This is a genomic window from Luteimonas sp. AC640a (genome assembly GCF_979256585.1).
This window is the reverse complement of record NZ_CEEDOV010000010.1, coordinates 682,298-706,876: the sequence shown is the minus strand read 5'-3', so window position 1 is coordinate 706,876 and position 24,579 is coordinate 682,298. Positions and strand designations below refer to the sequence as shown.

Below are 24,579 nucleotides of genomic sequence, written 5' to 3'. Positions count from 1 at the left end.
GTGATCCTGTGCGCTTCACGATGCGGGATCGAAGTGGAAGACCCGCAGTTCCTGCTCGCACCGGCAGGCGGTTGCGAGCCGCGCGGCCCACGCCACCGCTGCGTCGCGTGACGGAAGCTCGAGCACCGCGAAGCCACCGTCAAGTTCAGGCCCGGATGGATAGCCGCCTTCAGCAACGCTGCCATCGCCCGAGACGCGAACCACCGGCACGCCCGCATCGACACCGCCGCCGAACACATAGACGCCGGCCGCTTTCGCCGCTTCGATGACCGCATGGGAGTCGCGGCTGGCGCGTTCCAGCTCGGCGTCGCGCACCACCATCGCAGCGGCAGGGAAGGAGATCAGGTACTTCGCCATCAGGATCCACCTTGCAGAAGACCGGCGTCGCCGCGGGACGTGAACCAGGCACCGTTATCTATTCGGGTGGCGAGCGTTCGTACCGGTGCTTCAGTCGCCACGTCAGAACAGGAGTGTGCCGATCACGAAGACGGCCGGAATCGACAGCACACCGTACGTCACCAGGGTTGCGCGATAGGCCGACGTGTTCGGAACAAGTCGCTTCCCCCAGGCCCGCATCGCCAACGCAACCGCCAACAACGCCGGGAGAAAGAGCAGGGCCGACAGGTATCCGGCGCTCCCTTCGAACGTCGATGCGCCGGCGATGTAGGGGACAAGGAACGCAATCGCACCTGCCACTGTCACCGCGGCCAGCACTGACAAACATCGATGTAGGGCGCTTGCTTTCATAGGACTCGTGTACATGACGGAGCGCCACGCCCTTCGCAGTTGATGCCTTGCGCGACGCTTCCGCTGGAATCAAGTGAACCTGACACCGTTATGTTTCCGGTTGTCAGCCGGCCAACCCTTCCACCTCTGCAGGTGAGAGCACGACCGCGTGCTTGTAGCCCGGATTGACCGCGATTCCAAACGGAGGACGTGTGATCTTCAGCGCCCAATTGAACTCCGTGACCAGAGAGTGCTGGAACTCCGGCTGCTCCTTGAGCAACGGCGCGGCCTTGTCCGGGCTCGTAAAGACCGCCAGCACCGGAAAGCCTTGAGGGCCATTCAATGTCATGGGCTTGAAATCTGCAGGCAGCACGCCGTTCTCCAGCCCTTTATTCAGGGGCACGGCGACGCGCGAGCGCAGCAGCATCGTGATGAGCTCTGGCCGAAGGGCCGGCTCGGAGGTCGTACGAATGATCAGCGCTTACAACACGTTTGCATGCATCTCGTCTCCGCGACCCGACGTTTGAGTTAAGCCGCGCAGGAGAGCGGCATCGATTCGAATGGACAACTATGCGCCGGATGTGAACCTGACCCAGTTATCTCGTTATCTGCGCAGAGAGGTGATAGGTAAACCTGGCGCCGTTATCCCACGTGCAGTCAGTTGAGCGCTCTGCATGCGGAGACGGCATCGTTCGGACCCGGGTCGTCCACGATGCAGATCACGAACTTTGCGGACTTCTCGAGCGTGAACGTGAACCTGTTTCGGCTGTCCGATTCGTAGTTGGCGCGCACGATGGCGCTCGAAGTGATACGCCAGCCATCATTGAGCAGCGCTTCCATCGAATTCTCCAACGGCGCCCATCGCGTTGAAACAGTGTTCGACGCGAGAGCGCCGAACGATGCTAATAAAGCGGCAATTCCCACTGCAGCGGTTAGTCTATTCATCGCCTCAGATCTCCAGAAGTTAAGTAAAACTACACCGTTATCGCAACGCGGCTATCGCGCGCAACGGTTCGAACGATATTAAGTGAACCTGGAACACTTAGTCCGCAGCCCCTTGCCCGTAATGACTCTCTCGGAGCTAACGGCGCGATTGGAGCTCATAAATGCCCATGAGGACATCGCAATTGCCGCAAGTGATGAGGCCAAACTGAGTGTGACGATCGTCCGTGACAATTCTCTACTCCTTTCGATTGACTGAGCTAGAAGGGCCAGCCTCCACTAATTCTTGAGCGCAGCTCTTCCCATACGCAAGCAACTGTCGACGATCTTCAGCCCACGCTGCGCAGTTGCCTACTCACTATGCGCCACGTCTTCCATGTCGACAGTCATCACGAGATGCATCCCGACCTCAGATCTCGTAGTCCTGCCTATGCATCCGGGTGCGGACAGACGGCGAGCGTCTGCCCGCACCCCGGTTCTGGTACTGCGATCAGTGCGGCCGTAGGCCGGTAGCAGACTGGACGCGCGCCAGTGCGCGGTGATGAGGCATCACGCCATAAGCAGGCGGCGCTTCACGAACGCGGTTCTGCGCCGAGCTTTGATCAAGAGTCTGATCTTCAACTTGCAGAAGGATCTCGCGCACCTTGGCCGCGTGGTCGAAGATCGCGTGTCCCACGACAGGCATCGTCTGCGTCGCGTAGTCCGCCATCTCGCCGGCGGACACCACATCACCATGCGCTGAAATCAGTTCGAGCAGGCGGTTGAGCGCATCGATCTGGTCCAGCGTCACACCGAAGCGCAGTATCGGCGCGTCGGCGTCGGCTGCGTGCACGTCGATAGCGTCGTCAACCTCTGTGCCGTCTTCGTCCTCATCGTCATCGTCACCTTCGGTGTCCTCGGCCGCAGCTCGCGCCTTGCGTGCCTTCCGCATCGCCGGGAACGTCACCTCGTCCAGCACCAGCTCCACCTGTTCGCCCAGCAGCTCCAGGCACACCGCCACCTCGCCTGCACGAATGTCCGGGATGTACTCGTCGTCCTCGTTCGCCGTGCGCGGCTGCGCCACACGTGACAGGAAATCCATGTGCTCGCGCAGCTTCTTCAGCCGGAACTGGCTGTCCTCGGGCAGGAAATAGCCCACCGTCTCTTCGGCATCCATTTCGAACTTCGACATCGTCGCCTCTCCTCAATCCATGAAGTGCCCGGCCACCGGAACGGTGGACGGGAAGTCGGGAGGCTAGAAACCGCTTAGAGCCGGCGGGCGTATTCCCCCGAAGGGTGTTGTATTAGCCGCCCTCCCGACGCAGGCATCGCGTCGGTTGCGCCCGCGAAACGACGGGCACAAAAAACCCACCAGTTTGTCGGAGGTGGGTACCGCTCTAAGAGGAGTTTCTAGGCTCCTTGTGGCCGAGTCTGCTACGGCTCGACGTTGCCGGTCAAGTCGGAGAACTTGCATGGCACGGGTCGGAAATTCCGATGCGGTCGCACCTAACGCGACTATGCATCCCCTTCCGGTAACAACGTGACCTATTAATGATTACAGTCCGCCTCTGTTTACTCGGCGCTAGGAGTGATGCCTGGCCTGCAGAATTAAGTGAACCTGGCACCGTTATCGCCGCAGTCTGCAACGGCTGAATCACCGAATCACTCTGGCGAGTGGTACTGCAGCACCCGACAAAAGGAGAACAGCAAATGCCTCAACGCTCAGGCGCGGCTGTCATGCACTCGGATTTGACAGGAAGCTCCTTACGGCACTGTTAGGAATCATCCTGCTGGGGATCTTTTGGCGGAAGGAGCAATTTGACGTCCACACTTCGAATGTTACCGCCATTGTAAATTTGTTTATCCGCGTACCGAGCAAGTCGGTCATTGATTGGCCCAAGCAACTTTTTGGCAACTATGTTGCCAGTTAGCACTCCGCTTCTTTCGATTTCCGCAGCCAAAGTGCTCTTTGACAAGCCCTTTCGAAAATGCCTTGAAACATAAAGTCCAACCCCAGCCCCCAAGAGAACCATCAGGGTTGCTGATCCTGATCTAACACCTGTGATACCCACGTATGAAAGCTCGCTTGACCGCTTGCGAGGGTGGAAGTATGTGTCGGAAAGCGTGCCAAACCGAGTCCATTCATAGTATTCCTCAACGACGCTATCTATATCGTCAATGATCGATGCAAGATCGTACTTCGTTATGAACTGATCGAATTCGATTGTTACTTCAATTCTTGCTTCGGAATCCATAATCATCACCGTGAGTCAGCTTATGTTTTACACTTTCCCTACTGTAGGTGCCGAGAGCCCGGCGTGAGCGGCCGATAACGCCTCGATGTCAGCAACACCGTTCCAGCAAGGGCCACACGCCGGATCTCGCGCCTTGCGCCCGAAAAGCTGCACGAGGCAACTCTCGTACCGATAAGCGTGGGCCCGGGCGCGATGCTCTCGACAGGTTAACTCTATCGGATAATTGCGATGACGGCAGTGGGAATCGATGTGGGCAAGGCGGCACTGGATGTCGTCATCGACGGCGCATCCGTCGTGACGCAATTCGCCAACAGCGCAGCCGGTACCCGCAAGCTCGTGCGTCGATTGCAAGGCATCGGCGATGCACGTGTCGTGGTCGAGGCCACGGGCGGCTACGAGGACGTGATGCTTGAAGCCTGCAGCCATGCCGGTGTGTGGGCATCGCGGATCAATCCGCGACAGGAGCGGGACTTCGCGCGCGCGACCTAATAAATAGCACTCCGACCCTTGTTCGGTGCGATTAGCAAATTCCCACATGTCATCTAGCGCAACTCCCCGATCCTCTACTAGTACCGACGTGGCCTCGGGAGAAATTGCTCTCTGACCCCTGTTACTCGCCTTCTAGCGGAGCTACGTGAACTTGGCACCGTTATCCACTATCGCCCACTTAGTACTACGCAAAGCACCATCAGTGCACCGAGCGCGCCTGAAATCCATAGCATCACAAACACAGACGACTCTCCAGATCGCAACGGAGAGGTAACCAACTCGCGGTACTCACTTATAGTCAAGTAGCGATAGATCTTACGCCTCCACTTAACTCTAAATTGTCTCTGTTGCGTCAGAAAGACCCAGTTTGCGTAAATTATTGAGATCAAGTACGCGAGCCCTATCAGGGCCATTACGTTAAACACCCAGGCTGGAACTTGACTGGTCAGTTTTCCTGCTATCAATGCAAGTCCATAGAATAAGGCCCCAGCGGTACCAAGAGATAGCTGCTTAAAGTTATCGGATATCTTGGACGTCTCTTCATTAACGACCTTCCTTAGATCCTCAAGGCTTTTCATTGCATCTTTGCTTTGTTCATACAAACCAAAGCGATAGGTAATCTTGGCGCCGTCCAAAGCAACGGCACAAGCTTCCTTGATCACAGCAGCAACTCGCTTACTTCCGCGTTCCGCTACCCGAGAGAGTTCGTGAGCGAAGATTCGGTGACGGATCTCAGATTCGCGTCCAATCTCATATACCCATCGCAGCGCTGCTTGCAGGTCCAAGAAACCGTCACTTCCGAGCTCTGACGGATGCCATCCATGATCTGTCTCGCAGATAAGCTTTGGCGGTCCAGCGAATTCCAACCTAGAGCTTTCAGCCTCCGAAGCGAGACACGTTGATCCGGCCTGAAAAGAGGCCGGCAACCACGCTTTGAACGCAGGGTCACCCCACGGGGTGGGGCTCTCAGCTGTCAATACAAATGGTCTTACGTCAGCTGGCACAAGATCCGCGCCGCCTAATGACCTGACAAGTTCGCGCGGCGATTTGATGCGAAGATGATTAACAACTTTACAGTCTTCCTCCCAAGAACAAATCTTAAATCCTAGGGTTTCAAATCCAACATTTGAGGATGCAACGCGGACCAGACCAACCGATGAGGGAGCACCATCGAGCCAGCTTCTAAAGGCTTTAATAGTTAAGAACCCAATCCCAACATCCACTTCAGGCTTATCAAACGAAACGCTGTAAGGCTCAAGCCCCGAATGCAGCGCATCTTCCAGCACCGAAAACTCAGCCGCATCCGTAATATCGCAAGGCATGCCGTTCTTTCTCAGTATCTCTACAAGCGTTCGCGAATCGTCAACTGACAGACCGTTTATCGTTATGGATTTATCCACGCCCTCAGAAACGCTCACTTCATTTTTTTCAATCAGCTGCTCTACGAAGTGCGCCAATGGTTTCAGAGACTGTTTCATCGACTTCGATCTTCTCTGTAGTTATCGTTATGGTTGCGAAACCATTGTCCTTAATAACCGTCGTTACTCGCACGTTCTGAAGCGACTCGGGGTACTCGATGCTTACCTTTTCCTTTGTTCTTATCTTTCGTTTTGCTGCCGACCTCAAGATTTGAAGATTGGGGGCAAAACTTAGCCCAGCAATTTTTCGTTTTCGAAGAAAGGCTAGTGTTATTTCTCTCAGCTCTTCGGCTTCTATCTCGTCTTCTGGTCGGCCGGCTGCGACAAAGACCGCATCGACTATCGCCCGATTATCAATCTGTACGGACCTGCGCAAACTATCAATAATCGTAGCGCGAGCTACTGCCGGGCCGCTTGGCCACGTTTCATCTGGACAAGACTTCAAAATATCGAGAACTGCGTCGGATACAGCTTTGTTCAATTCGATATCGTCTCGCTCTCGTGTCACACCAAGGAATGTGGAATAGAAGCCAGTGATATCGGGAGAACGCGCTGCACGGTCCTTCGCAGCGACCGAACTCTCACAGACACCATCGACTACGCGAAATAGAGCCGACTTCTGTAAGGCACGCTTATCTTTTATGAACGCTTCGACGATACGGCGTAGCTGTCTCGTACTTTGAGAATCGCGAGGCTTTCGAAATGGCGTGAGGACTTCGCTGTAGTCGTATTTGAGCATGGCAAACAGCTTGGTTTCGGGTTTTCCGCACGAAAGTTCGAAGCAGAAAAATGCTCCTTTTCCAGTTTGCCCTCCACGGTGAAGACGGTGAAAGTCCTTAGCTAGGGAAGTGGCGCCGGTAGCAAACTGCTTTGCTGGAGTTGAGACCTCTTCGAGCGTCCTCTTGGTTTCACTGTCTTTCTCGAATTGGAAAACAGGCGCGACATCGACGGCGAGAATTCGTTCAAGAAAGAACTCTGCATGCTCCACTTCCTGCATTCGAGCTCTTGCGATGAAATCGCCATCTCCAATAACCTGAAAGTTCATCCTTACAATTGCGAGATTAGCCAGCTCTTCATCTGAAAAAAAACTCATGGTTGCTTCCTCCCTGAACCACGGTTATTGCTGTTGATGACTTCGAGAACGTAGATCAGAGTTGACTTTTCGAGCTTCTAAAGCAAGAGGGGCGCCCAAATTGGGCACCCCTCCTGCATCCTTCTAGAATTTAAGGCCTACCTCACTTCAACCCACGATGCTCCAGCAACGGCTCCACGCTCGGCTCCTTTCCGCGGAACTCGCGATACGCCACTGCGAGATCCTGCGAGTGGCCGATCGACAGAATCTTGTCACGGAAGATCTGGCCGTTCTCGCGGGTCAGGCCGCCGTTCTCGCGGAACCACTGGAAGGCGTCGTGGTCGAGGACTTCGGCGCCGAAGTAGGCGTAGTAGCCGGCCGCGTAACCGCCGCCCCAGATGTGGCTGAAGTAGCTGGTGCGATAGCGCGGCGGCACGGCGGCGAGGTCGACCTTGTACTTCTCGAGCGCCTGCTTCTCGAAGGCATCGACGTCCTGCTTGGCTTCGCCCGCGGGCAGGGTGTGCCAGGCGAGATCGAGCAGGGCGGCCGAGAGGTACTCGGTGGTGGCGTAGCCCTGGTTGAAGGTGCGGGCGGTGACGATCTTGTCGACCAGTTCTTGCGGCATGGCGTCGCCGGTCTGGTAGTGCTTGGCGTAGTTGGCGAAGACCTTGGGATCGAGCGCCCAGTGCTCGTTGAACTGCGAAGGGAACTCGACGAAGTCGCGCGGGGTGTTGGTGCCGGCGACCGACGGGTACTTCGTGTTCGAGAAGAAGCCGTGCAGCGCGTGGCCGAACTCGTGGAACAGGGTGGTCACGTCGTCGAAGCTCAGCAGCGCGGGCTGGCCGGCGGCGGGCTTGGTGAAGTTCTCGACGTTGTAGACGACGGGAATGGTGCCGGTCAGGCCGTTCTGCTCGACGAAGTTGCCCATCCACGCGCCGCCCTGCTTGCTGTCGCGCTTGAAGGGGTCGAGATAGAACAGGGCGAGCTGCTTGCCGTCGGCGTCGAAGATGTCGAACACGCGCACGTCGGGGTGGTAGACGGGGATGTCCTTCCGCTCCTTGGCGGTGATGCCGTAGAGCTGGTTGGCGGCGAAGAACACGCCGTCGTTGAGCACGCGGTCGAGCTCGAAGTAGGGCTTGATCTGCGACTCGTCGAGATCGAACTCGGCCTTGCGGACCTGCTCGGCGTAGAAATCCCAATCGGCGGCGCCGGCGGTGAAGCCGCCGTTCTGTGCATCGACCACGCCCTGGATCTTGGCGAGCTCGGCGCGCGCACGCGCGGTGGCGGCGGGCACGGTGTCGGTGAGCAGCTTGAGTGCGGCTTCCGGCGTCTTCGCCATCTGGTCGGCAATGCTGTAGGCGGCGTAGTTCGGGAAGCCGAGCAGCTGCGCCTTCTGCGCGCGCAGTTCGGCGAGTCGCTGGATGGTGGCGCGGGTGTCGTTGGCGTCGCCCTTTTCGGCGCGGCCGGTGGACGCGGCGAGCACGCGCTCGCGCAGGGCGCGGTTCTTCAGCGAGGCGAGCACCGGCTGCTGCGTCGTGTTCTGCAGGCTCAGCAGCCACTGGCCTTCTTTACCGGCGGCCTTGGCGGCATCGGCGGCGGCGGCGATCGCGCCGTCATCCAGGCCGTCGAGTTCGGCGACATCGGTGACGAACACGCCGCCGGCGTTGCCGGCCGCGAGCAGCTTGTTGCCGAACGCCGTCGACAGCGAGCTTTCCTCGATGTTGAGCTTGCGCAGCAACGGTTTGCCGTCCTCGCGCTCCGACAGCTGCGCGCCCGCGCGCACGAAGGACTCCTGGTAATGCTCGACCAGACGCTTCTGCTGCGGATCGGTCAGCGCGTCACGCGCTTCGTAGATGGTTTCGACGCGGGCGAACAGGGCGGGATCGAGATAGATCGCGTCGCTGTGCTCGGCGAGCTTCGGCGCCAGCGCTTCCTCGGCGGTCTGCAGCGCCGGATTGGTGTTGGCGCCGGTGAGCATGAAGAACACATTGGTCGCGCGGGTCAGCAGTTCGCCGCTGCGCTCCATGGCTTCGATGGTGTTCTCGAAAGTCGGCGCGTCTGGGTTGTCGGCGATGGCGCGGATCTCGGCCAGGTGCTGCTTCATGCCTTCTTCGATGGCCGGCTGGTAGTCGGCGTCTTTCAGCTTGTCGAAGGGCGGGGCCTGGAACGGCAGCGCGCTGGCGGTGAACAGGGCGTTCTCGGCGGGCGCGGCGGTGGCGGCGGTATCGGTGGCAGGCATCGTGGGCTCGGTGGGCGTGCGGTCGCCGCAGGCGGACAGCGCCAGCGCGATCGCGGAAGACAGGAGCAGCGTACGCAACATGGGAGGGAACTCCGGAAAGACAACGCAGGGATAGCGTCGGTCGCGCTGGGCGCGGCCCGCCAGCCGCGCAGCGTGCGCCTGTCGCGGGCACTTGGGTATGTGCCGTTCGTTGGCCAGTTCAGCTTGTGGTGCGGGAGGGCGCGGCGCGGCCGCGACGGGTCACTCGGTGCACGCGTCCTGGTGAACGCTCAGACGGTGCCGCGGTGCTTGCCCATCCAGGGCGCATACCAGTTGCGGATCATCGCCATGTCGGCGTCGGCATCGTCGCTGGGCTGGAACATCGGGCCGAAGCCGATGACCTTGTCGGGGTAATGGAAGTACAGCGTCTGGATCGGCACGTTGGCGGCCTTGGCGATCTTCCAGAAGCCGGTCTTCCAGCGTTCGACACGCTTGCGCGTGCCCTCGGGCGCGAGGCCGTACCAGAAGGCGTCATTGCCATTGATCGCGGCGGCGGCCTGTTCGATGACGCGCGAGGCGCGGCTGCGGTCGACCGGAATCACACCGAGCGCGCGCAGCGCCCAGCCGAGCACCGGGATACGGAACAGCGAGTCCTTGCCGAGCACGCGGATGTCGAGGCCCAGCGCGGCCTTGGCGGCGAAGCCCCAGACGCCGTCCCAGTTGGACGAGTGCGGCGCACCGATCAGCACCAGGCGCGGGACGTCGGGCAGTTCACCGACGATGCGCCAGCCACCGACACGCAGGATGCTGCGGCCGACCCAGCGTGCAAGGCGGCTGGGCCTGACACGCGGCGCGCGCGGTGGAACGGGAACCAGGAACGGATACTTCGAAGTACTCATGCGTCCTCGGCGCAGGGCCAATGTGACGGGATCAATCCCAGTCGCGCGTGGCGCGACCGCGCTTGATGGTACTGCGTTCGCGTTTCGCCCCGAGTCGCCGCTCTTTCGAGCCGCGTGTGGGCTTGGTCGCGACGCGCGCCTTGGGCACTTCGTAACCGAAGGCGACGAAAGCGGCCAGACGCTCGCGCGCGTCTTCGCGGTTGCGGTCCTGGGTGCGGAAGCGTTGCGCGTTGATCACCAGCACACCGGCTTCGGTGATGCGCCGGTCGCGACGTGCCAGCAACCGCGTGCGCACGTGTTCGGGCAACGAGGGCGAGCCGGCGATGTCGAAGCGCAGCTCGACCGCGGTCGAGACCTTGTTGACGTTCTGGCCACCGGGACCACTCGCGCGCACGAAACGTTCGACGAGTTCGTCTTCTGGAATGGCGGGCGGCGTGGACATGGGCGGCGATTGTAGAGGGTGGGGGTGGAGGGGCGGTCGCTGGGCTTGCATGCGCGCCGGCGAAGCCGCTTTCGAGCCCTCCCCCGTGAACGGGGGAGGGCTTGAGCCACTACGCCGGCATTCCCGGAAACAACATCAACGCCTTCGCGAACTCGTCGCCGGGCGGCGTGTCCACCACCAGGCGCGCGCCCGTCTGCGGATGATCGAACCCCACGCGCTCGGCGTGCAGCAACATGCGGTGGATACCGAGCATGCGGAAGTTGCGGTTGTGGCGGCCGTCGCCGTGGCTGGTGTCGCCGATCAGGTGATGCGACAGATGCTTGAGGTGCCGGCGGATCTGGCGGAAGCGGCCGGTCATCGGTTCGGCGCGCAGCAGTGCATAGCGCGACGTCGGGAAACCCGCCGACGGCACCGACAGTTCGGTCGTCGCCAGTCGGGTGAAACGCGTAACCGCAGGTTTCTTCACCGGCTTGCCGGGGCCGCCATCGAGCGGGTGATCGACGACGATGTCATCCGGCCAGCCGCGGCAGATCGCGAGGTAGTGCTTTTCGACGCTGCGGGCCATCCACTGCGTGCCGAGTGCGGACGCAGTGTCGCGATCGAAGGCCACGAGCAGGCCGCCGCTGGTCGCGCGGTCGAGCCGGTGGATCAGGAACAGCGGTCGGCCGAACTGTTCGCGCAGGCGATCGGCGAGGAAGTCGTGTTCGTCGCGCGCGAGTGCGCTGTCGTGGACCATCAGGCCCGCTGGCTTGTTGACGACGGCCAGCCATTCGTCGATGTAACGCACTTCGATCATCGTGAATCCACTGGTGTGCCGCCGCCGGTCGGCCGCAACTGATCTGCTATTTTCGTCGATCGTCTTCGCCAACGGGGGATCCGCATGCAACGTCGTCTGCGTGCCTGTGTCGTGGTGCTGTTGCTCGGCGCCGCATGGCCGCTGTGGGCCGCGCCGCCGCAGCTCGATGCACCGGTGCACGAAGCCGAAGGCATCCGCGAGTAGCGCTTCGACAACGGCCTGGCGCTGGTGCTGTTTCCCGACAACAGCAAGCCGGTGACCACGGTCAACGTGACCTACCGCGTGGGTTCGCGCCACGAGGGCTACGGCGAAACCGGCATGGCGCATCTGCTCGAACACTTGGTGTTCAAGGGCACGCCGACGCACACCGATATTCCCGGCGAAATGCGCCGCCGCGGCGTGCGCTTCAACGGCACCACGTGGCTGGACCGCACCAACTACTTCGCAAGCTTCTCCACCGATGCCGACACGCTGGACTGGGTGCTGCGCATGGAGGCCGACCGCATGGTCAACTCGCGCATCGCGCGCGAGGATCTCGACAGCGAGATGACAGTCGTGCGCAACGAGATGGAATCGGGCGAGAACAATCCGGTGCGCGCGCTGGTGCAGCGCGTAATGGGCGCGGCCTACCAGTGGCACAACTACGGCAACGCGACGATCGGTGCGCGCAGCGATGTGGAGAACGTGCCGATCGACCGGCTGCAGGCGTTCTATCGCACCTGGTATCAGCCCGATAACGCAGTGCTGGTCATCGCCGGCGATTTCGATCCAGAGCAGGCACTGGCCGTGGTCGGTGCGAGCTTCGGCGCGTTGCCGAAGCCGACGCGTGCGTTGCCGGTGACCTACACGCGCGAACCCGCGCAGGACGGCGAACGTCACGTGGTGGTGCGCCGCGTGGGACGCACGCCGTATCTCGTCGCCGGCTATCACATTCCTGCCGGCCGCCATGACGACAGCGCAGCGGTGGCGGTGCTGTCGCAGGTACTGGGCAGCACGCCGGGCGGACGCCTGCATCGCGCGCTGATCGAACCGGGCCGCGCGACCGGTGCGTCGGCATCCGCACTGGCGATGGACGAACCCGGCTATCTGACCTTCGTCGCCGAGGCGCCGGAAGGCAGCGACCTCGACGCGCTGCAGACCGAGCTGCTGGCGCTGGTGGAAGACGCGACCACGACGCCGTTCACCGATGCGGAGGTCGACGATGCGAAGCAGCGCATGCTCGCCGGATACGAACGCGCGATGCGCGACCCGAATGCGATCGGCGTGGCGTTGTCGGAAGCCATCGCGCAGGGCGACTGGCGTCTGCTGCTGCGCACACGCGATCGGCTCGACGCGGTGACCGTGGATGATGTCACGCGCGTCGCGCGGACCTATCTGCGCCGCGACAACCGCACCACCGGCCAGTTCCTGCCCACCGACGCGGTCGAGCGCGTGACGATCACCGAAGCGCCGACGGCCGAGGCCGCGCTGGCGGATTTCGTGCCACGCGCCGCACTCGATGCCGGCGAAGCCTTCGATCCGTCGTACGCCAACATCGATGCACGGACGAAGCTGTCGACGTTGTCCAACGGCGCGAAGCTCGCGGTGCTCGACAAGGACACGCGCGGCAATTCGGTGCAGATCCGCATGAATCTGCGGCTGGGCGATGCGCAGCGTCTGCAGGACCGCGCGACTGCCGGACAGATGGCCGGCACGCTGCTGATGCGTGGCAGCGCAGGCTACGACCGTGCGGCGCTGTCGCGACATCTGACATCGCTGCGATCGACGCTGAGCGTCGGCGGCACCGCGACCACGGTGACGGTGGCCGCGACGACCGATCGCGAACATGTCGGCGCGCTGCTCGATCTCGTCGCCGATGTCCTGCGCAAGCCCACCTTTCCGGACAGCGAGTTTGCTCAGCTGCGTAGTCAGCAGCTGACCGGCATCCGCGGCAGCATGAGCGAACCGGGCGCGGTCGCGAACCAGGCACTGTCGCAGCACTTCAATGCGTTTCCGAAGGGCCACCCCTACCACGCGACCACGTTCGAAGAACGCATCGCGCTGATCGAAGCCTTGCAACTCGACGATGTGCGCGCCTTCCATCGCGATTTCTACGGCATGGGCGAGGGCACGACGATTGCGGTGGTCGGCGATGTCGATGCGGACGCGGTGCGCACGCAGCTCGACGACCTGTTCGGCGACTGGACATTGCCGACGCCATTCGCGCGCATCGAAGCGCCGTATGTCGCGCGCGAGGCGGTGCACGAACAGCTGCACACGCCCGACAAGGCCAATGCGACGCTGATTGCGCGGCAGTCGCTGCGCATGGATCAGGACCACGCGGATTACCCGGCGCTGCTGATCGGCAACTACATCCTCGGCGGCTCGGGCATGAAGTCACGCCTGGGCGATCGCATCCGCCAGCGCGAAGGCCTGAGCTACGGCGTGGGTTCGAACTTCTCCGCCAGCGTGTTCGACGATGCCGGCATGTTCGGCGTGTCGGCGATCGCGGCGCCGGAAAACATGGCGCAGGTGGAAACCGCGGTGCGCGAGGAGCTGCAGCGCATCCGCAGCGAAGGCATCACCCAGGCCGAACTCGACGACGCACTCGACGGCATGCTGCGCGCCCGCCGCACCTCACGCGCGAATGATCCCGAACTCGTCGGCATGCTCGACAGCAATCTCTATATCGGTCGCGACATGGCGTATTCAGCCGCGTTCGAAGAGAAGCTGCGTGCGTTGACGCCGGAAGACGTGCGGGCGGCGATGGCGCGGCATCTGCAGCCGGAGGCGTTGTCGGTGTTCATCGGTGGGGATTTCAAGGATTGAGTGGCGTTGGCGTTCTTTCTCGGAAGAAGAACGCAGCCTCGTAGGATGGGTAGAGCGAAGCGAAACCCATCGCTGCGAACAATCCATGCGGTCTTTTGAGGCCCAAGTGCGTTGCACCGTCGACGTCGTGTGTTGGCGTCAACGGTTGATGGGTTTCGCTGACGCTCTACCCATCCTACGGAGGCATTGACCTCTCTACCTGCCCTCACCCGACGCGCCTCGCGCGTCGACCCCGGATCTGGTCCGGGGTTGGCTCTCTCCCAGAGGGAGAGGTGCTGATTCGCTGCTGCCGATGGGTCGGCGCCCGATCGGGGAGCCTGGTCGGTCATCGCTGAGAGTTGCGGCGCCTTTTTCTGAGCCCTTCTCCCTTTGGGAGAAGGTGCCCAAAGGGCGGATGAGGGCGCTTCTCAACGGTCCTCTCTACCAGCCCTCACCCGACGCGCCTTGCGCGTCGACCTCTCCCAAAGGGAGAGGTGCATAAAGAGCACGCTTGACTCAACCCGCCGGCGTGGGCGGTGCCTGCGAGGCCATCGCCTCGAGTTCGTCGCACATCTGCTTCTGCTGTGGCGGCGTGGCCTGGGTGAACTGGGCGTTGGTCTTTTCGTGCGCGGAGGCGAACTCGCCGTCGAAGGTGCCGACGTCGCCGCCCATCTTCGTGAACTCCTGGCGCAGCTGGTCCTTGGCCTGATTGAGCTGCGCGTCCGACACGTTCGGATCGCAGAGCTTCGCGGCCGCGTGCATCGCGCCGGCGATGCCGGCGATCTGGGTCAGCATGGTGCTCGCCGCATCACCGGTCAGCGGCGCATCGACCGGCGGCTTGCCGGATTCGATCTGCGCCTGCGCGGCGTCCGATGGCTGGGTCTGCGTGTCCTCGACCGGCTGGGTCTGCGTTGCGTCATCGCTCGCGGGCTGCGGCGCAGCGCCACAGGCGGCGAGGCCGAACACCGCGGGCACGAGCAGGCAGGCGAAACGTCGGGTACGGGGAAGCGTCATGCGGCCATCTCCATCAGGGGAGCGGCGAGCCTAGCAAACGCGTTGCGAAGGCCGGGCGGTGTCCCGTCAGGGCGTCTGCGGTGTGGCGCGGCGCGAGCGGTAGGCCTGCAGATGCACCCAGGCGGCGTCGACATGCGGCACCGCGCGACCGGCCGCGCGTGCACGCGCGCGCAGGTCGCCGATGATCTGCAGCGCTTCGACGTCCTGACCGGACTCGAGATCGCGCAGCATCGAGGCGGTGACCGTCGAACCGGCCTTCGTCAGCAGTGCGCGCGCCTGCTGCGCGGCCTCGGTCGGAATCGCATGACCGTCCGCGGCGGCGACCGCGAGGCATTCCTCGTGCAGCGCCGACAGGAATGCGCTGCCGCCATCGCTGTCGACGATGCGACCGATGCTGGCGCGCATCAGGCAGGTCGCCGCGGCCAACGCGGCGAGGAAGGTGAACTTGTTCCAGGCGGCCTGCATGAAGCTGTCGCTGCGCACGGCGTCGAAACCGGTGGCGCCTGCGCACACCGCCTCCAGCGCGCGCGTGCGTGCACTGCCGTTGTGCGCCGCGTCGCGCTCGCCGAAGGTCATCGACGGCGGCGACGGGAGATGCACCACTTCGCCATCCTCACCCTTCATCGCGCTGATGAAACACAGGCCGCCGAGTACGCGCGCAGCGCCGAAGCGCGCGTCGAGCGCGGCGTAGTGCAGCAGGCCGTTGAGAATCGGCAGCACCGCGGTGTCCGTCGTCACGGCCGGCGCGATCGCGTCGATCGAGCTGTCGAGGTCGTAGGCCTTGCAGCTCAGCAGCACCAGATCGAAAGGCCGGTCCGCGGCGAGTGCGGGCAGCGCATCGGCCGTGACGTGCGCCACCGGAAACTGCGCATCGCCCAGGCCACTGCGGATGCGCAGGCCGTCCCGTTCGAGCTGCGCCGCACGCGCGGCACGCACGAGGAAAGTGACGTCGACACCGGCCTGCGCGAGGCGACCGCCGAAGTAACCGCCGGTGCCACCGGCGCCGAGAACGAGAATGCGCATGACCAGTCCTTGTGCAGGGATGCGCGCGGCGCTCGCCGCGCGCAGGTAAATCTCAGCTGCGCAGACCGATGCCGCGCTTGAGCAGCCACAGCGCCAGCGCGCCGAGTGCGATGACGAAGCCGATCATCAGCGCGAACGACACGCCCAGCGAGACGTCGCTGACGCCGAGCAGGCCGTAGCGGAACGCGTTGACCATGTAGAAGATCGGGTTGGCATGCGTCGCGGTTTCGGCCCAGCCGGGCAGCAGCGAGACCGAATAGAACACGCCGCCCAGATACGTCAGCGGGGTCAGGATGAAGATCGGCACGATGGCGACATCGTCGAACTTCTTCGCGTAGACCGCATTGACGAAACCGGCCAACGCGAAGATCGTCGCGCCCAGCAGCACGGTAGCGAACGTCACCAGCGGATGCGGAATGCGCACGGTGGTGAACAGCATCGCGATGCACAGCACGATGACACCGACGGCGAGACCGCGCGCGACCGCGCCGATCACGTAACCACCCAGGATCACCCAGCTCGGCATCGGGCTGACCAGCAGCTCTTCGACGTGGCGGCCGAACTTCGCGCCGAAGAAACTCGACGAGATGTTGCCGTAGCTGTTCTGGATCACGCTCATCATCACCAGGCCCGGCACGATGAAATCCATGTAGCGGATGCCGTCCATCTCGCCGACACGCGCGCCGATCAGGCCGCCGAAGATCAGGAAGTACAGCGTCATCGTGATCGCCGGCGGCACGAGGGTCTGGCCCCAGATGCGCAGGATGCGGACGATTTCGCGCCGCGCGATCGTGTACAGCGCAACCCAGTGGCGCTGCGCGGTGCCTTCGATGGCGGCGACGTCGGTGTGGGTGGTCTTCGTGTTCATGCCGTTTTCTCCTGCTGCGAGGCGGCATTGGGGCCGGTCATGCGCACGAACAGTTCCTCGAGGCGGTTGGACTTGGTGCGCATCGAACGCACGCGGATGCCGGCGCCGTCGAGCGTGGCGAACACGCGGTTGAGATCCATCGCGCGCGGCATGTCGAGTTCCAGCGTGTGGTCGTCGGTCGCGACCAGCTCCGCGCCCTCGATCGGCGGCAGCGTGGTCGGCAAGGTCCCGTCGATGTCGAAAATGAAACCCTCGACGTCGAGCTTGGACAGCAGCACGCGCATCGGGCCCTGCTCGACGATGATGCCGCGATCGATGATCGCCAGATTGCGGCACAGGCTCTCGGCTTCTTCCAGGTAATGCGTGGTGAGGATGATCGTCGTGCCGGCGGCGTTGATCTCCTTGAGCGTCTGCCACATGCCGCGGCGGATCTCGATGTCGACGCCGGCGGTGGGCTCGTCGAGGATCAGCAGGCGCGGGCGCGTCATCATCGCGCGGGCGATCATCAACCGACGCTTCATGCCGCCCGAGAGCGTGCGCGACATCGTCGTGGCCTTGTCCCACAACTGCGCGCGCTTGAGTTCCTCTTCGGCGCGCACCATCGCCTCGGCACGCGGGATGCCGTAGAAGCCCGCGTAGTTGACGAGGATGTCGAAGGGCTTTTCGAAGAAGTTGAAGTTCAGTTCCTGCGGCACCAGGCCGATCAGGCGCATCGCCGCGTCGCGGTTGGTGTGCAGATCGGTGCCGAACAGGCGCACGTCGCCCGAGGTCTTGTTGACCAGCGAGGAGATGATGCCGATCAGCGTCGACTTGCCGGCGCCGTTGGGGCCGAGCAGGGCGAAGAAATCACCGGGCGCGACGTCGAGCGAAATGCCCTTGAGCGCCTCGACACCGCCGTCATAGGTTTTACGCAGATCGCGCACCGACAGGGCGGCGTCTGCCTGGGAATTGGGGGGCATGGTCCATCGCTCGTGCCGCGGATGGCGCGGCGGGGGACCGTAGTATAAGGACGCCTCGACGGCGCAGGCCGCAACGGCGCGTTGCATGCGTGGGGCGGTGCAGCGGCACAACGCGGTGTTGCGGCCTGTGCACCGGGCGCCCCGCACCGACCCGCTACCATAGGCGCATGGAGCCCCACCGGCCGCGCACAGCGCCGGATGCTCGCCGAATCACGGACAAATTCCCGCAGTGGCCATCACGCAGTTCCCCATCAAGCTCGTCTCGCGGCGCATGGTCGCGCCGACCGTTGCCCACCTGTCCTTCGTCCGCGACGACGGCCAGCCGCTGGACTTCATCCCCGGGCAGTTCATCCAGATCCATTTCGAGTACGCCGACGGCACCGCGACCAAACGCTCGTATTCGCTGGCGACGATCCACGACCATGCGATCGGACCGGGCGAGGCGATCGAAGTCGCCGTGAGCTACGTACCCGGCGGCGCGGCGACGGCGCTGTTCGAAGGCATGGATCTGGGCAGCACGGTGCAGGCCAGCGGCCCGTTCGGGCGTTTCTGCCTAATGCCGCAGGACACCAACCGCCGGTATCTGCTGGTCGGCACCGGCACCGGCGTGACTCCGTACCGGGCGATGCTGCCGCTGCTGGAGACGGCGATCGCCGAGCGTGGCGTCGAGGTGGTGCTGCTGATGGGCGCGCGCACGCCGGCCGAACTGCTGTATGGCGACGACTTCCGCGCGTTCGCCGACGCCCACCCGAACTTCCGTTTCGTCCCGTGCTTCTCGCGTGAGCTGCCGGACGCGCCGCATGCCGATGTCCGCCACGGCTATGTGCAGCAGTTCCTCGAGGAATTCGCACCGGGCGAGGGCGACATCGCCTACCTGTGCGGCAATCCGAACATGGTCGACGCGACGTTCGAGGCGCTCAAGGGCTTCGGCCTGCCGGTGCCGCTGATTCGTCGCGAGAAGTACGTCAGCAGCAAGTGACCCGGTGCGGATGACGACGCCCGACAGCGCCACGCCGCAGCACGCCCCGTTCGCCTCCCTGATGCCGCCTGCGCCCGAAGCGCCGGCAGCGAAACGCCCACTGTGGCGGCGCGCGCTGCGGCCGCTGGCGCTGTTTCTCGCTGGCGGTCTGTTCGGCGTTGGCCTCGCGAAGCTCGGCCTGCCGGCGCTGGAAACGCTGCCACGCGGCACGGGATTCGCGCTGCTGGCCGGTTTCTTCCTGTCGCTGTGGCCGCACATCGTGTTGCACGAAGCGGGGCATGCGCTCGCGGGTCTGTCGCGCGGTATGTCCGCGATCGCGTTCGGTGTCGGGCCGCTCCGGATCGAGCGCGGCAGCAACGGCCGCTGGCGCTGGCGCTACGGCGGGGGCGTGCGCGGCATCGGTGGCTTCGCGGCGTTACTGCCCCGCGGCGAACGTGGCCTGTCGCGCCTCGACCAGACCGTTTTCCTGCTGGGCGGGCCGCTGGCGAATCTGGTGACGGCTGCGCTGTGCCTGGCCCTGGTGGTCTGGGTGCCGATGTCGACCTGGTGGATCGCCGCAGGTCTGGGCGTGACGCTCGGCGCCGTGTTCATGGGCCTCGGCAATCTGGTCCCGCTGCACAAGGAGGGGTGGCGCTCCGATGGCCGCGGCCTGCTCGATCTCGCGCGTCGCACGCCGGATGCCGCGCTGCAGTTGCAGATCAACCAGTTGATGGCGCTGAGTCTGGCCGATGTGCGACCGCGCGACTGGCCGGCCACGTCGATCCCCGTCGTGGATGCCGACGTCGCCAGCAGCGGCCTGCAGCTGACCGCGCGCCTGTTGCGGCTGTCGTACGCCTCCGATCGCCGCGATGCCGAGGCCGCGCGCCAGGAAGCCGAGGCGCTGGCCGCCGCATTTCCGAAAGCGCCTGCCGTGTTCCAGTCCGCCATCGCGGTCACGCTCGCCAGTCATGCGGCGCTGCTGGTCGGTGATCGCCCTTTGCTGGCTGCCTGGCGTGCCCACTGCGAAGGCGGGCTGATGGATCTGTCGCCGTATCGCGCATGGATCGATGCCGAAATCGCAGGCCTGGACGGCGACACAGACGCGGTCGCGTCGCATCTGAAACAGGCCCACGTGCTCGCGGAACGGCTGCCGGACGCGGCCAGCCGCCGCGTGTTCGAGGAGCGCCTGGCCGTGCTGGCGCAGACGATCGACAGCGTGGCCATCGCGCCCTGAAGTATCAGGCGGCATGTCAAGCACGCTTGACACGCCAATGCGCGCCACGCATGCTCCGTGTCAAGCCAACTTGACACACGGTCCCGCCATGGACGCATCGTCTGCCCGTTTCCCGCTGCGCGCCGTCGCCGTGCTGCTGCTCGCCGCTGCGGTCGCCTTGCGGCTGCTGGTGCCGACGGCGCCGGAATGGACCAGCGCCCTGATCCTGCTGTCGGCGGTGCTCATCGGCGTGGTGTCGCTGTCCCGGCGCGCGACCGCCTGCGATGACGCGCCCCCGGCGCTGCGGCGTCGCTATACCCGCGATGTACTCATCGGCATGGGCGCCTACACCGTGCTGCTGTTCGTCTCCCTGCTGCTGCTGCGCAGTGTCGAGGCGCCGACGCTGCGCGCGCTGATCGCCCTGATGCCGGTCGCGCCGATCGCGCTTGTGTTGCGGGCGATGGTCCATTTCGTCCGCGGCGTCGACGAGCTGCAGCAGCGCATCGAGTTCGAAGCGGTCTGCATCGCCGCCGCACTGGTCGCGTTCGCGTACATGACGGCAGGGTTCCTGCAGGCGGCGCGTGTCATCGACGTGCCCGCGAGCGCGGCGATGCTGTGGGTGTTTCCGCTGCTGTGCGGCACCTACGGCATCGCCAAAGCCATCATCGCGCGGCGCTACCGGTGAGCGCGCGCGGATGAAGAGCCGGGTGCGCGAACTGCGCGAGGCCTGCGGCTGGTCACAAGCACAACTCGGCGAACGTCTGGATGTATCGAGACAGACGATCAACGCGATCGAAACCGGAAAGTACGACCCCAGCCTGCCGCTGGCGTTCCGGATCGCACGCGAGTTCGCCGAGCCCATCGAATCCATTTTCCTGTTCGAGGACGTTCCATGACAGCAATGAGGCTTTCCCTGCTGGCGCTGGCCGCGAGCGCGACGCTCGCCGGCTGCAGCGGCGGTGCACCGGCCCCCGCCGAAGGCGACGGCGCGCGACCGGCGCGTATGTTCGGCCAGATCCCGTTTCACGCCTGCACGCTCGACGGCGGCAACGCCGCCACGCGCGTCGAGGCGCAGTGCGCGACCTTCGAGGTGCCGGAGAATCCCGACGCGCCGGAAGGCCGCAAGATCGGTCTCAACATCGCGTGGCTGCCGGCCGACGCAAGTGACGGCGGCACGGCCGACCCGGTGTTTTTCCTCGCTGGCGGACCCGGTCAGGCGGCGACCGAACTGGCCGCGCAGATCAACGCCGGCCTGCGCGAAGTGCGCCGCCAGCGCGACATCGTGCTGGTCGACCAGCGCGGCACGGGCAGTTCGAACCCGCTCGACTGCGTGGACGCCGATGGCGCGCCGATGGAACTCGATGCGCTGACCACGCCGACCGATACCGACCTCGATGCCTATGTCGGCCGTTGCCTCGCCGGTCTGGCGGATCGCGCCGATCCGCGCTTCTACACGACCGCCAACGCGATCCGCGACCTCGACACCGTGCGCGCCGCACTCGGCGCCGAACAGTTGAACCTGGTCGGCGGCTCCTACGGCACGCGTGTGGCGCAGCAGTACGCGATGGCGTATCCACAACACACGCGCAGCATCGTGCTCGACGGCGTGGCGCCGAACGATCTGGTCGTCGGCGGCGAGTTCGCGCACACCTTCGAGGATGCGCTCAGCCTGCAGTCGAAGCAGTGCGCGCAGGACGCCGCCTGCCGGACGCGCTTCCCGACCGATCTGCAGGCGCAGCTGCGCGGCGTGCTGTCGACGCTGCAGACGACGCCGGCGCCGGTGACCTATCGCGATCCGACCACCGGCGCGCAGCGCGATGGCGTGGTCACGCCGGACACGGTGACCGGCCTCGCGTTCCTGTTCTCGTACGCACCGCAGACCGCGTCGCTGCTGCCGCTGATCCTCGATGAAGCGGCACAGGGCCGCTACGGCCCGCTGATGTCGCTGTCGCAACTGATGGTCAGCAACGTCGGCGGCCAGATGACCCGCGGCATGCAGTGGTCGGTGATCTGCGCCGAAGACGCCGGCCGGTATCGCGAAGACGGCCGCGTCGCGGACACGATCCTCGGCCCCGGTGTCGCCAGCATGTTCTTCGGCGCCTGCCGCACGTGGCCGACCGGTACGCCGCCGGCCAACCACACCGCGGCGCTGCAGTCGGACGTCCCCGCGCTGCTGATGTCGGGAGAACTCGACCCGGTGACGCCGCCCGCGTATGCCGAGCGCGTGCTGGCCGGTCTGCCCAACGGTCGCCATCTGGTGTTCAAGGGTCAGGGCCACGGCACGTTCGCGCTCGGCTGCGCGCCCAAGCTGCTCGCGCAGTTCATCGAATCGACCGACGCCAAGGCGCTCGACGCCACGTGCCTGGACGCGATGCGTCCGGTGCCGCCGTTCACCAGCTTCAACGGGTGGTCGCCGTGACCGCGCCGCGCCTGTCGACTTCCCTCTTTCTTCCGGAGCTCCGCCGATGATCACGGCCCAGCAACTGCACAAGGCGTTCAAGACGAAGACCGGCGCGGTCAAGGCCGTCGACGGCGTCGACTTCGTCGCCGAGGACGGCCGTATCACCGGCCTGCTCGGCCCCAACGGCGCCGGCAAGACGACGACGCTGCGCATGCTCTACACGCTGATGCAGCCCGACAGCGGCCGCGTGCTGGTCGACGGCATCGACGCTGCGCAGGACCCGGCTGCGGTGCGCCGCGTGCTCGGCGTGCTGCCCGATGCGCGCGGCGTCTACAAGCGCTTGACCGCACGCGAGAACATCCGCTACTTCGGCGAGCTGCATGGTCTGTCGAAAGCGGAGATCAATGAGCGCACGCGTGTGCTCAGCGAACAGCTCGACATGGGCGAGATTCTCGACCGCCAGACCGAAGGTTTCAGCCAGGGCCAGCGCACCAAGACCGCGATCGCCCGCGCGCTGGTGCACGACCCGCGCAACGTGATTCTCGACGAGCCGACCAACGGCCTGGACGTGATGACCACGCGCGCGATGCGCGAGTTCCTGTTCAAGCTGCGCGACGACGGCCGCTGCGTGATCTTCTCGAGCCACATCATGCAGGAGGTCGCAGCCCTCTGTGACCGCATCGTCATCGTCGCCAAGGGTCGCGTCGTCGCCGACGGCACCGCCGACGAACTGCGCGAGCGGTTCGGCAAACCGAATCTCGAAGATGCATTCGTCAGTGCGATCGGTTCCGAGGAGGGCCTGCTGGCATGAGCAACCTGAAATGGATGTGGTGCGTGGTGCGAAAGGAGCTGCTCGACATCGCACGCGACCGGCGCACGTTGTTCATGGCGCTGCTGCTCGGTCCGTTGATGTACCCGCTGCTGATGCTGGGCATGAACTTCATGGCCGAGAAACGCATGAAAACCGAACAGGACCGCGTGCTGGAAGTGCCGGTGATCGGCGCCGAACACGCACCGAATCTGGTCGCGCATCTGGCGACGCTCGGTATCCAGGCCGTCGATGCACCGGCGGATCTCGACGCCGCGATCGCCGGCCAGGACATCGACGTGGCGATCGAGATTCCGGCGAGCTTTGCCGAGGACTGGCATGCCGGCCGCCCGGCGACGGTCGAGATCATCAGCGACAGCACGCGCCGCAATGCCGAGACGCCGACGCGTCGTGTGCGTACCGCGATTGCCGCGTACGGCCAGCAGGTCGGCGCCTTGCGCCTGCTCGCCCGCGGCATTGATCCCGCGGTGGTGCAGCCGGTCGCAGTCGGCACCCGCGATACCGCAACCGAGGAAGCCAAGCGCGGCATCATGCTGGCGGTGCTGCTGCCGTATCTGCTGATCCTGTCGAGCTTCATCGGTGGCTCGTACCTGATCCTCGACGCCACCGCCGGCGAACGCGAACGGCAGTCGCTGGAACCGCTGCTGGCCACGCCGGCCTCCCGCGGCGCCATCGTCAGCGGCAAGATCGCCGCGGCCTGCATCATCGGCATGTGTTCGCTGTTGCTGACCCTACTCGCGTTCAAGATCAGCGCGCAGATGGGCGGCGGCTCGGCGCGGATGCTCGACGTGAGCTTCATGGCCATCGGCAAGATGCTGCTGGTCCTGCTGCCGATGCTGTTCGTCGGCACGTCGCTGCTGACGTTCCTCGCCGCGACCGCCAAGAGCATGAAGGAAGCCCAGAGCCACATCGTCTGGCTGATGCTGCTGCCGATGGTTCCGAGCTTCGTGTTGATGATCAACCCGATCAAGACCGAGCTGTGGCAGTTCGCCGTGCCGTTCCTCGCGCAGAACCAGTTGCTGCTGAAGATCATCCGCGCCGAACCGATCGCACCGGAAGTCTGGGGTGTGTATCTGGGTGCGAGCCTGGCGCTGGCTGCCGCGCTGTGGCTGCTGGCGGTGTGGCGATATGGGCAGGAGAAGTTGGCGGTTGCCGGCTGACGTCAGCCTTCGCCTTCAGAAGAAAGCCCGGCATGTGCCGGGCTTTTTTTGCCTGTCCTTGTCAGACGTCTCGACGCATGGGGCGGCTGTTCGTCACGCCGCGATGCACCCGCTTACCCGAAGGGCGCCGC

General features: G+C 64.1%; 25 protein-coding genes. 9 read left to right on the top strand and 16 right to left on the bottom strand.

Annotated elements, in window-relative coordinates:
- Positions 1-15: 15 nt before the first annotated feature.
- The 6 genes from ACZ9YD_RS12250 to ACZ9YD_RS12225 form a co-directional block, all read right to left on the bottom strand.
- The gene (locus ACZ9YD_RS12250) at positions 16-357 is read right to left on the bottom strand and encodes a YciI family protein (RefSeq protein ID WP_465075486.1); all 342 of its coding nucleotides are present in this window, start codon (positions 355-357) and stop codon (positions 16-18) included.
- Between the two features lie 102 nt (positions 358-459).
- Positions 460-747: a hypothetical protein gene (locus ACZ9YD_RS12245; protein ID WP_465075485.1), complete on the bottom strand. Its 288-nt coding sequence runs from the start codon at positions 745-747 to the stop codon at positions 460-462.
- 103 nt (positions 748-850) lie between these two features.
- A complete protein-coding gene (locus ACZ9YD_RS12240) occupies positions 851-1,198 on the bottom strand; it encodes an SseB family protein (RefSeq protein ID WP_465075543.1) in 348 nt (115 codons plus the stop codon).
- 185 nt (positions 1,199-1,383) lie between these two features.
- Entirely contained in the window at positions 1,384-1,566 is a 183-nt protein-coding gene (locus tag ACZ9YD_RS12235) for a hypothetical protein (protein WP_465075484.1), read from the bottom strand.
- A 592-nt stretch (positions 1,567-2,158) separates the two neighbouring features.
- On the bottom strand, positions 2,159-2,839 hold the full coding sequence (locus ACZ9YD_RS12230; RefSeq protein WP_465075483.1) for an XAC0095 family protein: 681 nt from the start codon (positions 2,837-2,839) through the stop codon (positions 2,159-2,161).
- A 583-nt stretch (positions 2,840-3,422) separates the two neighbouring features.
- Positions 3,423-3,902, bottom strand: coding sequence for a hypothetical protein (locus ACZ9YD_RS12225; protein ID WP_465075482.1), 480 nt, complete (start codon positions 3,900-3,902; stop codon positions 3,423-3,425).
- A gap of 228 nt (positions 3,903-4,130) precedes the next feature.
- On the opposite strand from ACZ9YD_RS12225, the gene ACZ9YD_RS12220 reads away from it, so the two are divergent.
- A complete protein-coding gene (locus ACZ9YD_RS12220; RefSeq protein ID WP_465075481.1) occupies positions 4,131-4,391 on the top strand; it encodes an IS110 family transposase in 261 nt (86 codons plus the stop codon).
- Positions 4,392-4,558: 167 nt separating this feature from the next.
- On the opposite strand, the gene ACZ9YD_RS12215 is transcribed toward ACZ9YD_RS12220, so the two are convergent.
- From ACZ9YD_RS12215 to ACZ9YD_RS12190, 6 genes are all read right to left on the bottom strand, one after another.
- On the bottom strand, positions 4,559-5,869 hold the full coding sequence (locus ACZ9YD_RS12215) for a hypothetical protein (protein WP_465075480.1): 1,311 nt from the start codon (positions 5,867-5,869) through the stop codon (positions 4,559-4,561).
- On the bottom strand, positions 5,820-6,902 hold the full coding sequence (locus tag ACZ9YD_RS12210) for a hypothetical protein (RefSeq protein WP_465075479.1): 1,083 nt from the start codon (positions 6,900-6,902) through the stop codon (positions 5,820-5,822). Before ACZ9YD_RS12210 ends, ACZ9YD_RS12215 begins: the two co-directional genes overlap by 50 nt.
- A 142-nt stretch (positions 6,903-7,044) precedes the next feature.
- On the bottom strand, positions 7,045-9,201 hold the full coding sequence (dcp, locus tag ACZ9YD_RS12205) for a peptidyl-dipeptidase Dcp (protein ID WP_465075478.1): 2,157 nt from the start codon (positions 9,199-9,201) through the stop codon (positions 7,045-7,047).
- Between the two features lie 188 nt (positions 9,202-9,389).
- Positions 9,390-9,998 carry a lysophospholipid acyltransferase family protein gene (locus ACZ9YD_RS12200; protein WP_465075477.1) on the bottom strand — a complete coding sequence of 203 codons (609 nt, stop codon included), beginning with the start codon at positions 9,996-9,998 and terminating at the stop codon, positions 9,390-9,392.
- A 31-nt stretch (positions 9,999-10,029) separates the two neighbouring features.
- Positions 10,030-10,440 (bottom strand): alternative ribosome rescue aminoacyl-tRNA hydrolase ArfB, encoded by a 411-nt coding sequence (gene arfB / locus ACZ9YD_RS12195; RefSeq protein ID WP_232136571.1) that lies wholly within the window; start codon positions 10,438-10,440, stop codon positions 10,030-10,032.
- Between the two features lie 109 nt (positions 10,441-10,549).
- A complete protein-coding gene (locus ACZ9YD_RS12190) occupies positions 10,550-11,236 on the bottom strand; it encodes a pseudouridine synthase (protein ID WP_465075476.1) in 687 nt (228 codons plus the stop codon).
- Positions 11,237-11,464: 228 nt separating this feature from the next.
- Here ACZ9YD_RS12190 and ACZ9YD_RS12185 point away from each other — a divergent pair, with 228 nt between their 5' ends.
- Positions 11,465-14,044 (top strand): M16 family metallopeptidase, encoded by a 2,580-nt coding sequence (locus tag ACZ9YD_RS12185; RefSeq protein WP_465075475.1) that lies wholly within the window; start codon positions 11,465-11,467, stop codon positions 14,042-14,044.
- Between the two features lie 495 nt (positions 14,045-14,539).
- Here ACZ9YD_RS12185 and ACZ9YD_RS12180 read toward each other — a convergent pair whose 3' ends face one another.
- From ACZ9YD_RS12180 to ACZ9YD_RS12165, 4 genes are all read right to left on the bottom strand, one after another.
- Complete coding sequence (locus tag ACZ9YD_RS12180) at positions 14,540-15,037, bottom strand: hypothetical protein (RefSeq protein ID WP_465075474.1); 498 nt, start codon at positions 15,035-15,037, stop codon at positions 14,540-14,542.
- Positions 15,038-15,103: 66 nt separating this feature from the next.
- Positions 15,104-16,060: a 2-dehydropantoate 2-reductase gene (gene panE, locus ACZ9YD_RS12175; protein WP_465075473.1), complete on the bottom strand. Its 957-nt coding sequence runs from the start codon at positions 16,058-16,060 to the stop codon at positions 15,104-15,106.
- Positions 16,061-16,112: 52 nt separating this feature from the next.
- Positions 16,113-16,928 (bottom strand): ABC transporter permease, encoded by an 816-nt coding sequence (locus ACZ9YD_RS12170; RefSeq protein WP_465075472.1) that lies wholly within the window; start codon positions 16,926-16,928, stop codon positions 16,113-16,115.
- Positions 16,925-17,887, bottom strand: coding sequence for an ABC transporter ATP-binding protein (locus ACZ9YD_RS12165; RefSeq protein WP_465075471.1), 963 nt, complete (start codon positions 17,885-17,887; stop codon positions 16,925-16,927). The genes ACZ9YD_RS12170 and ACZ9YD_RS12165 overlap by 4 nt, the downstream gene beginning before the upstream one ends.
- A gap of 229 nt (positions 17,888-18,116) precedes the next feature.
- Between ACZ9YD_RS12165 and ACZ9YD_RS12160 the strand changes: the two genes are divergently transcribed.
- The 7 genes from ACZ9YD_RS12160 to ACZ9YD_RS12130 all read left to right on the top strand — a co-directional run bounded on the left by ACZ9YD_RS12160 (position 18,117) and on the right by ACZ9YD_RS12130 (position 24,448).
- On the top strand, positions 18,117-18,866 hold the full coding sequence (locus ACZ9YD_RS12160; RefSeq protein ID WP_465075470.1) for a ferredoxin--NADP reductase: 750 nt from the start codon (positions 18,117-18,119) through the stop codon (positions 18,864-18,866).
- Between the two features lie 10 nt (positions 18,867-18,876).
- A complete protein-coding gene (locus ACZ9YD_RS12155; protein WP_465075469.1) occupies positions 18,877-20,079 on the top strand; it encodes a site-2 protease family protein in 1,203 nt (400 codons plus the stop codon).
- Positions 20,080-20,167: 88 nt separating this feature from the next.
- The gene (locus ACZ9YD_RS12150) at positions 20,168-20,743 is read left to right on the top strand and encodes a hypothetical protein (RefSeq protein ID WP_465075468.1); all 576 of its coding nucleotides are present in this window, start codon (positions 20,168-20,170) and stop codon (positions 20,741-20,743) included.
- Positions 20,744-20,753: 10 nt separating this feature from the next.
- Positions 20,754-20,954, top strand: a complete 201-nt coding sequence (locus ACZ9YD_RS12145) for a helix-turn-helix transcriptional regulator (RefSeq protein ID WP_096296798.1) — start codon at positions 20,754-20,756, stop codon at positions 20,952-20,954.
- Positions 20,951-22,477, top strand: coding sequence for an alpha/beta hydrolase (locus ACZ9YD_RS12140; RefSeq protein ID WP_465075467.1), 1,527 nt, complete (start codon positions 20,951-20,953; stop codon positions 22,475-22,477). Before ACZ9YD_RS12145 ends, ACZ9YD_RS12140 begins: the two co-directional genes overlap by 4 nt.
- Before the next feature lie 46 nt (positions 22,478-22,523).
- Positions 22,524-23,270 (top strand): ABC transporter ATP-binding protein, encoded by a 747-nt coding sequence (locus tag ACZ9YD_RS12135; protein WP_465075466.1) that lies wholly within the window; start codon positions 22,524-22,526, stop codon positions 23,268-23,270.
- Positions 23,267-24,448 (top strand): ABC transporter permease, encoded by a 1,182-nt coding sequence (locus tag ACZ9YD_RS12130; RefSeq protein ID WP_465075465.1) that lies wholly within the window; start codon positions 23,267-23,269, stop codon positions 24,446-24,448. Before ACZ9YD_RS12135 ends, ACZ9YD_RS12130 begins: the two co-directional genes overlap by 4 nt.
- Positions 24,449-24,579: the final 131 nt, after the last annotated feature.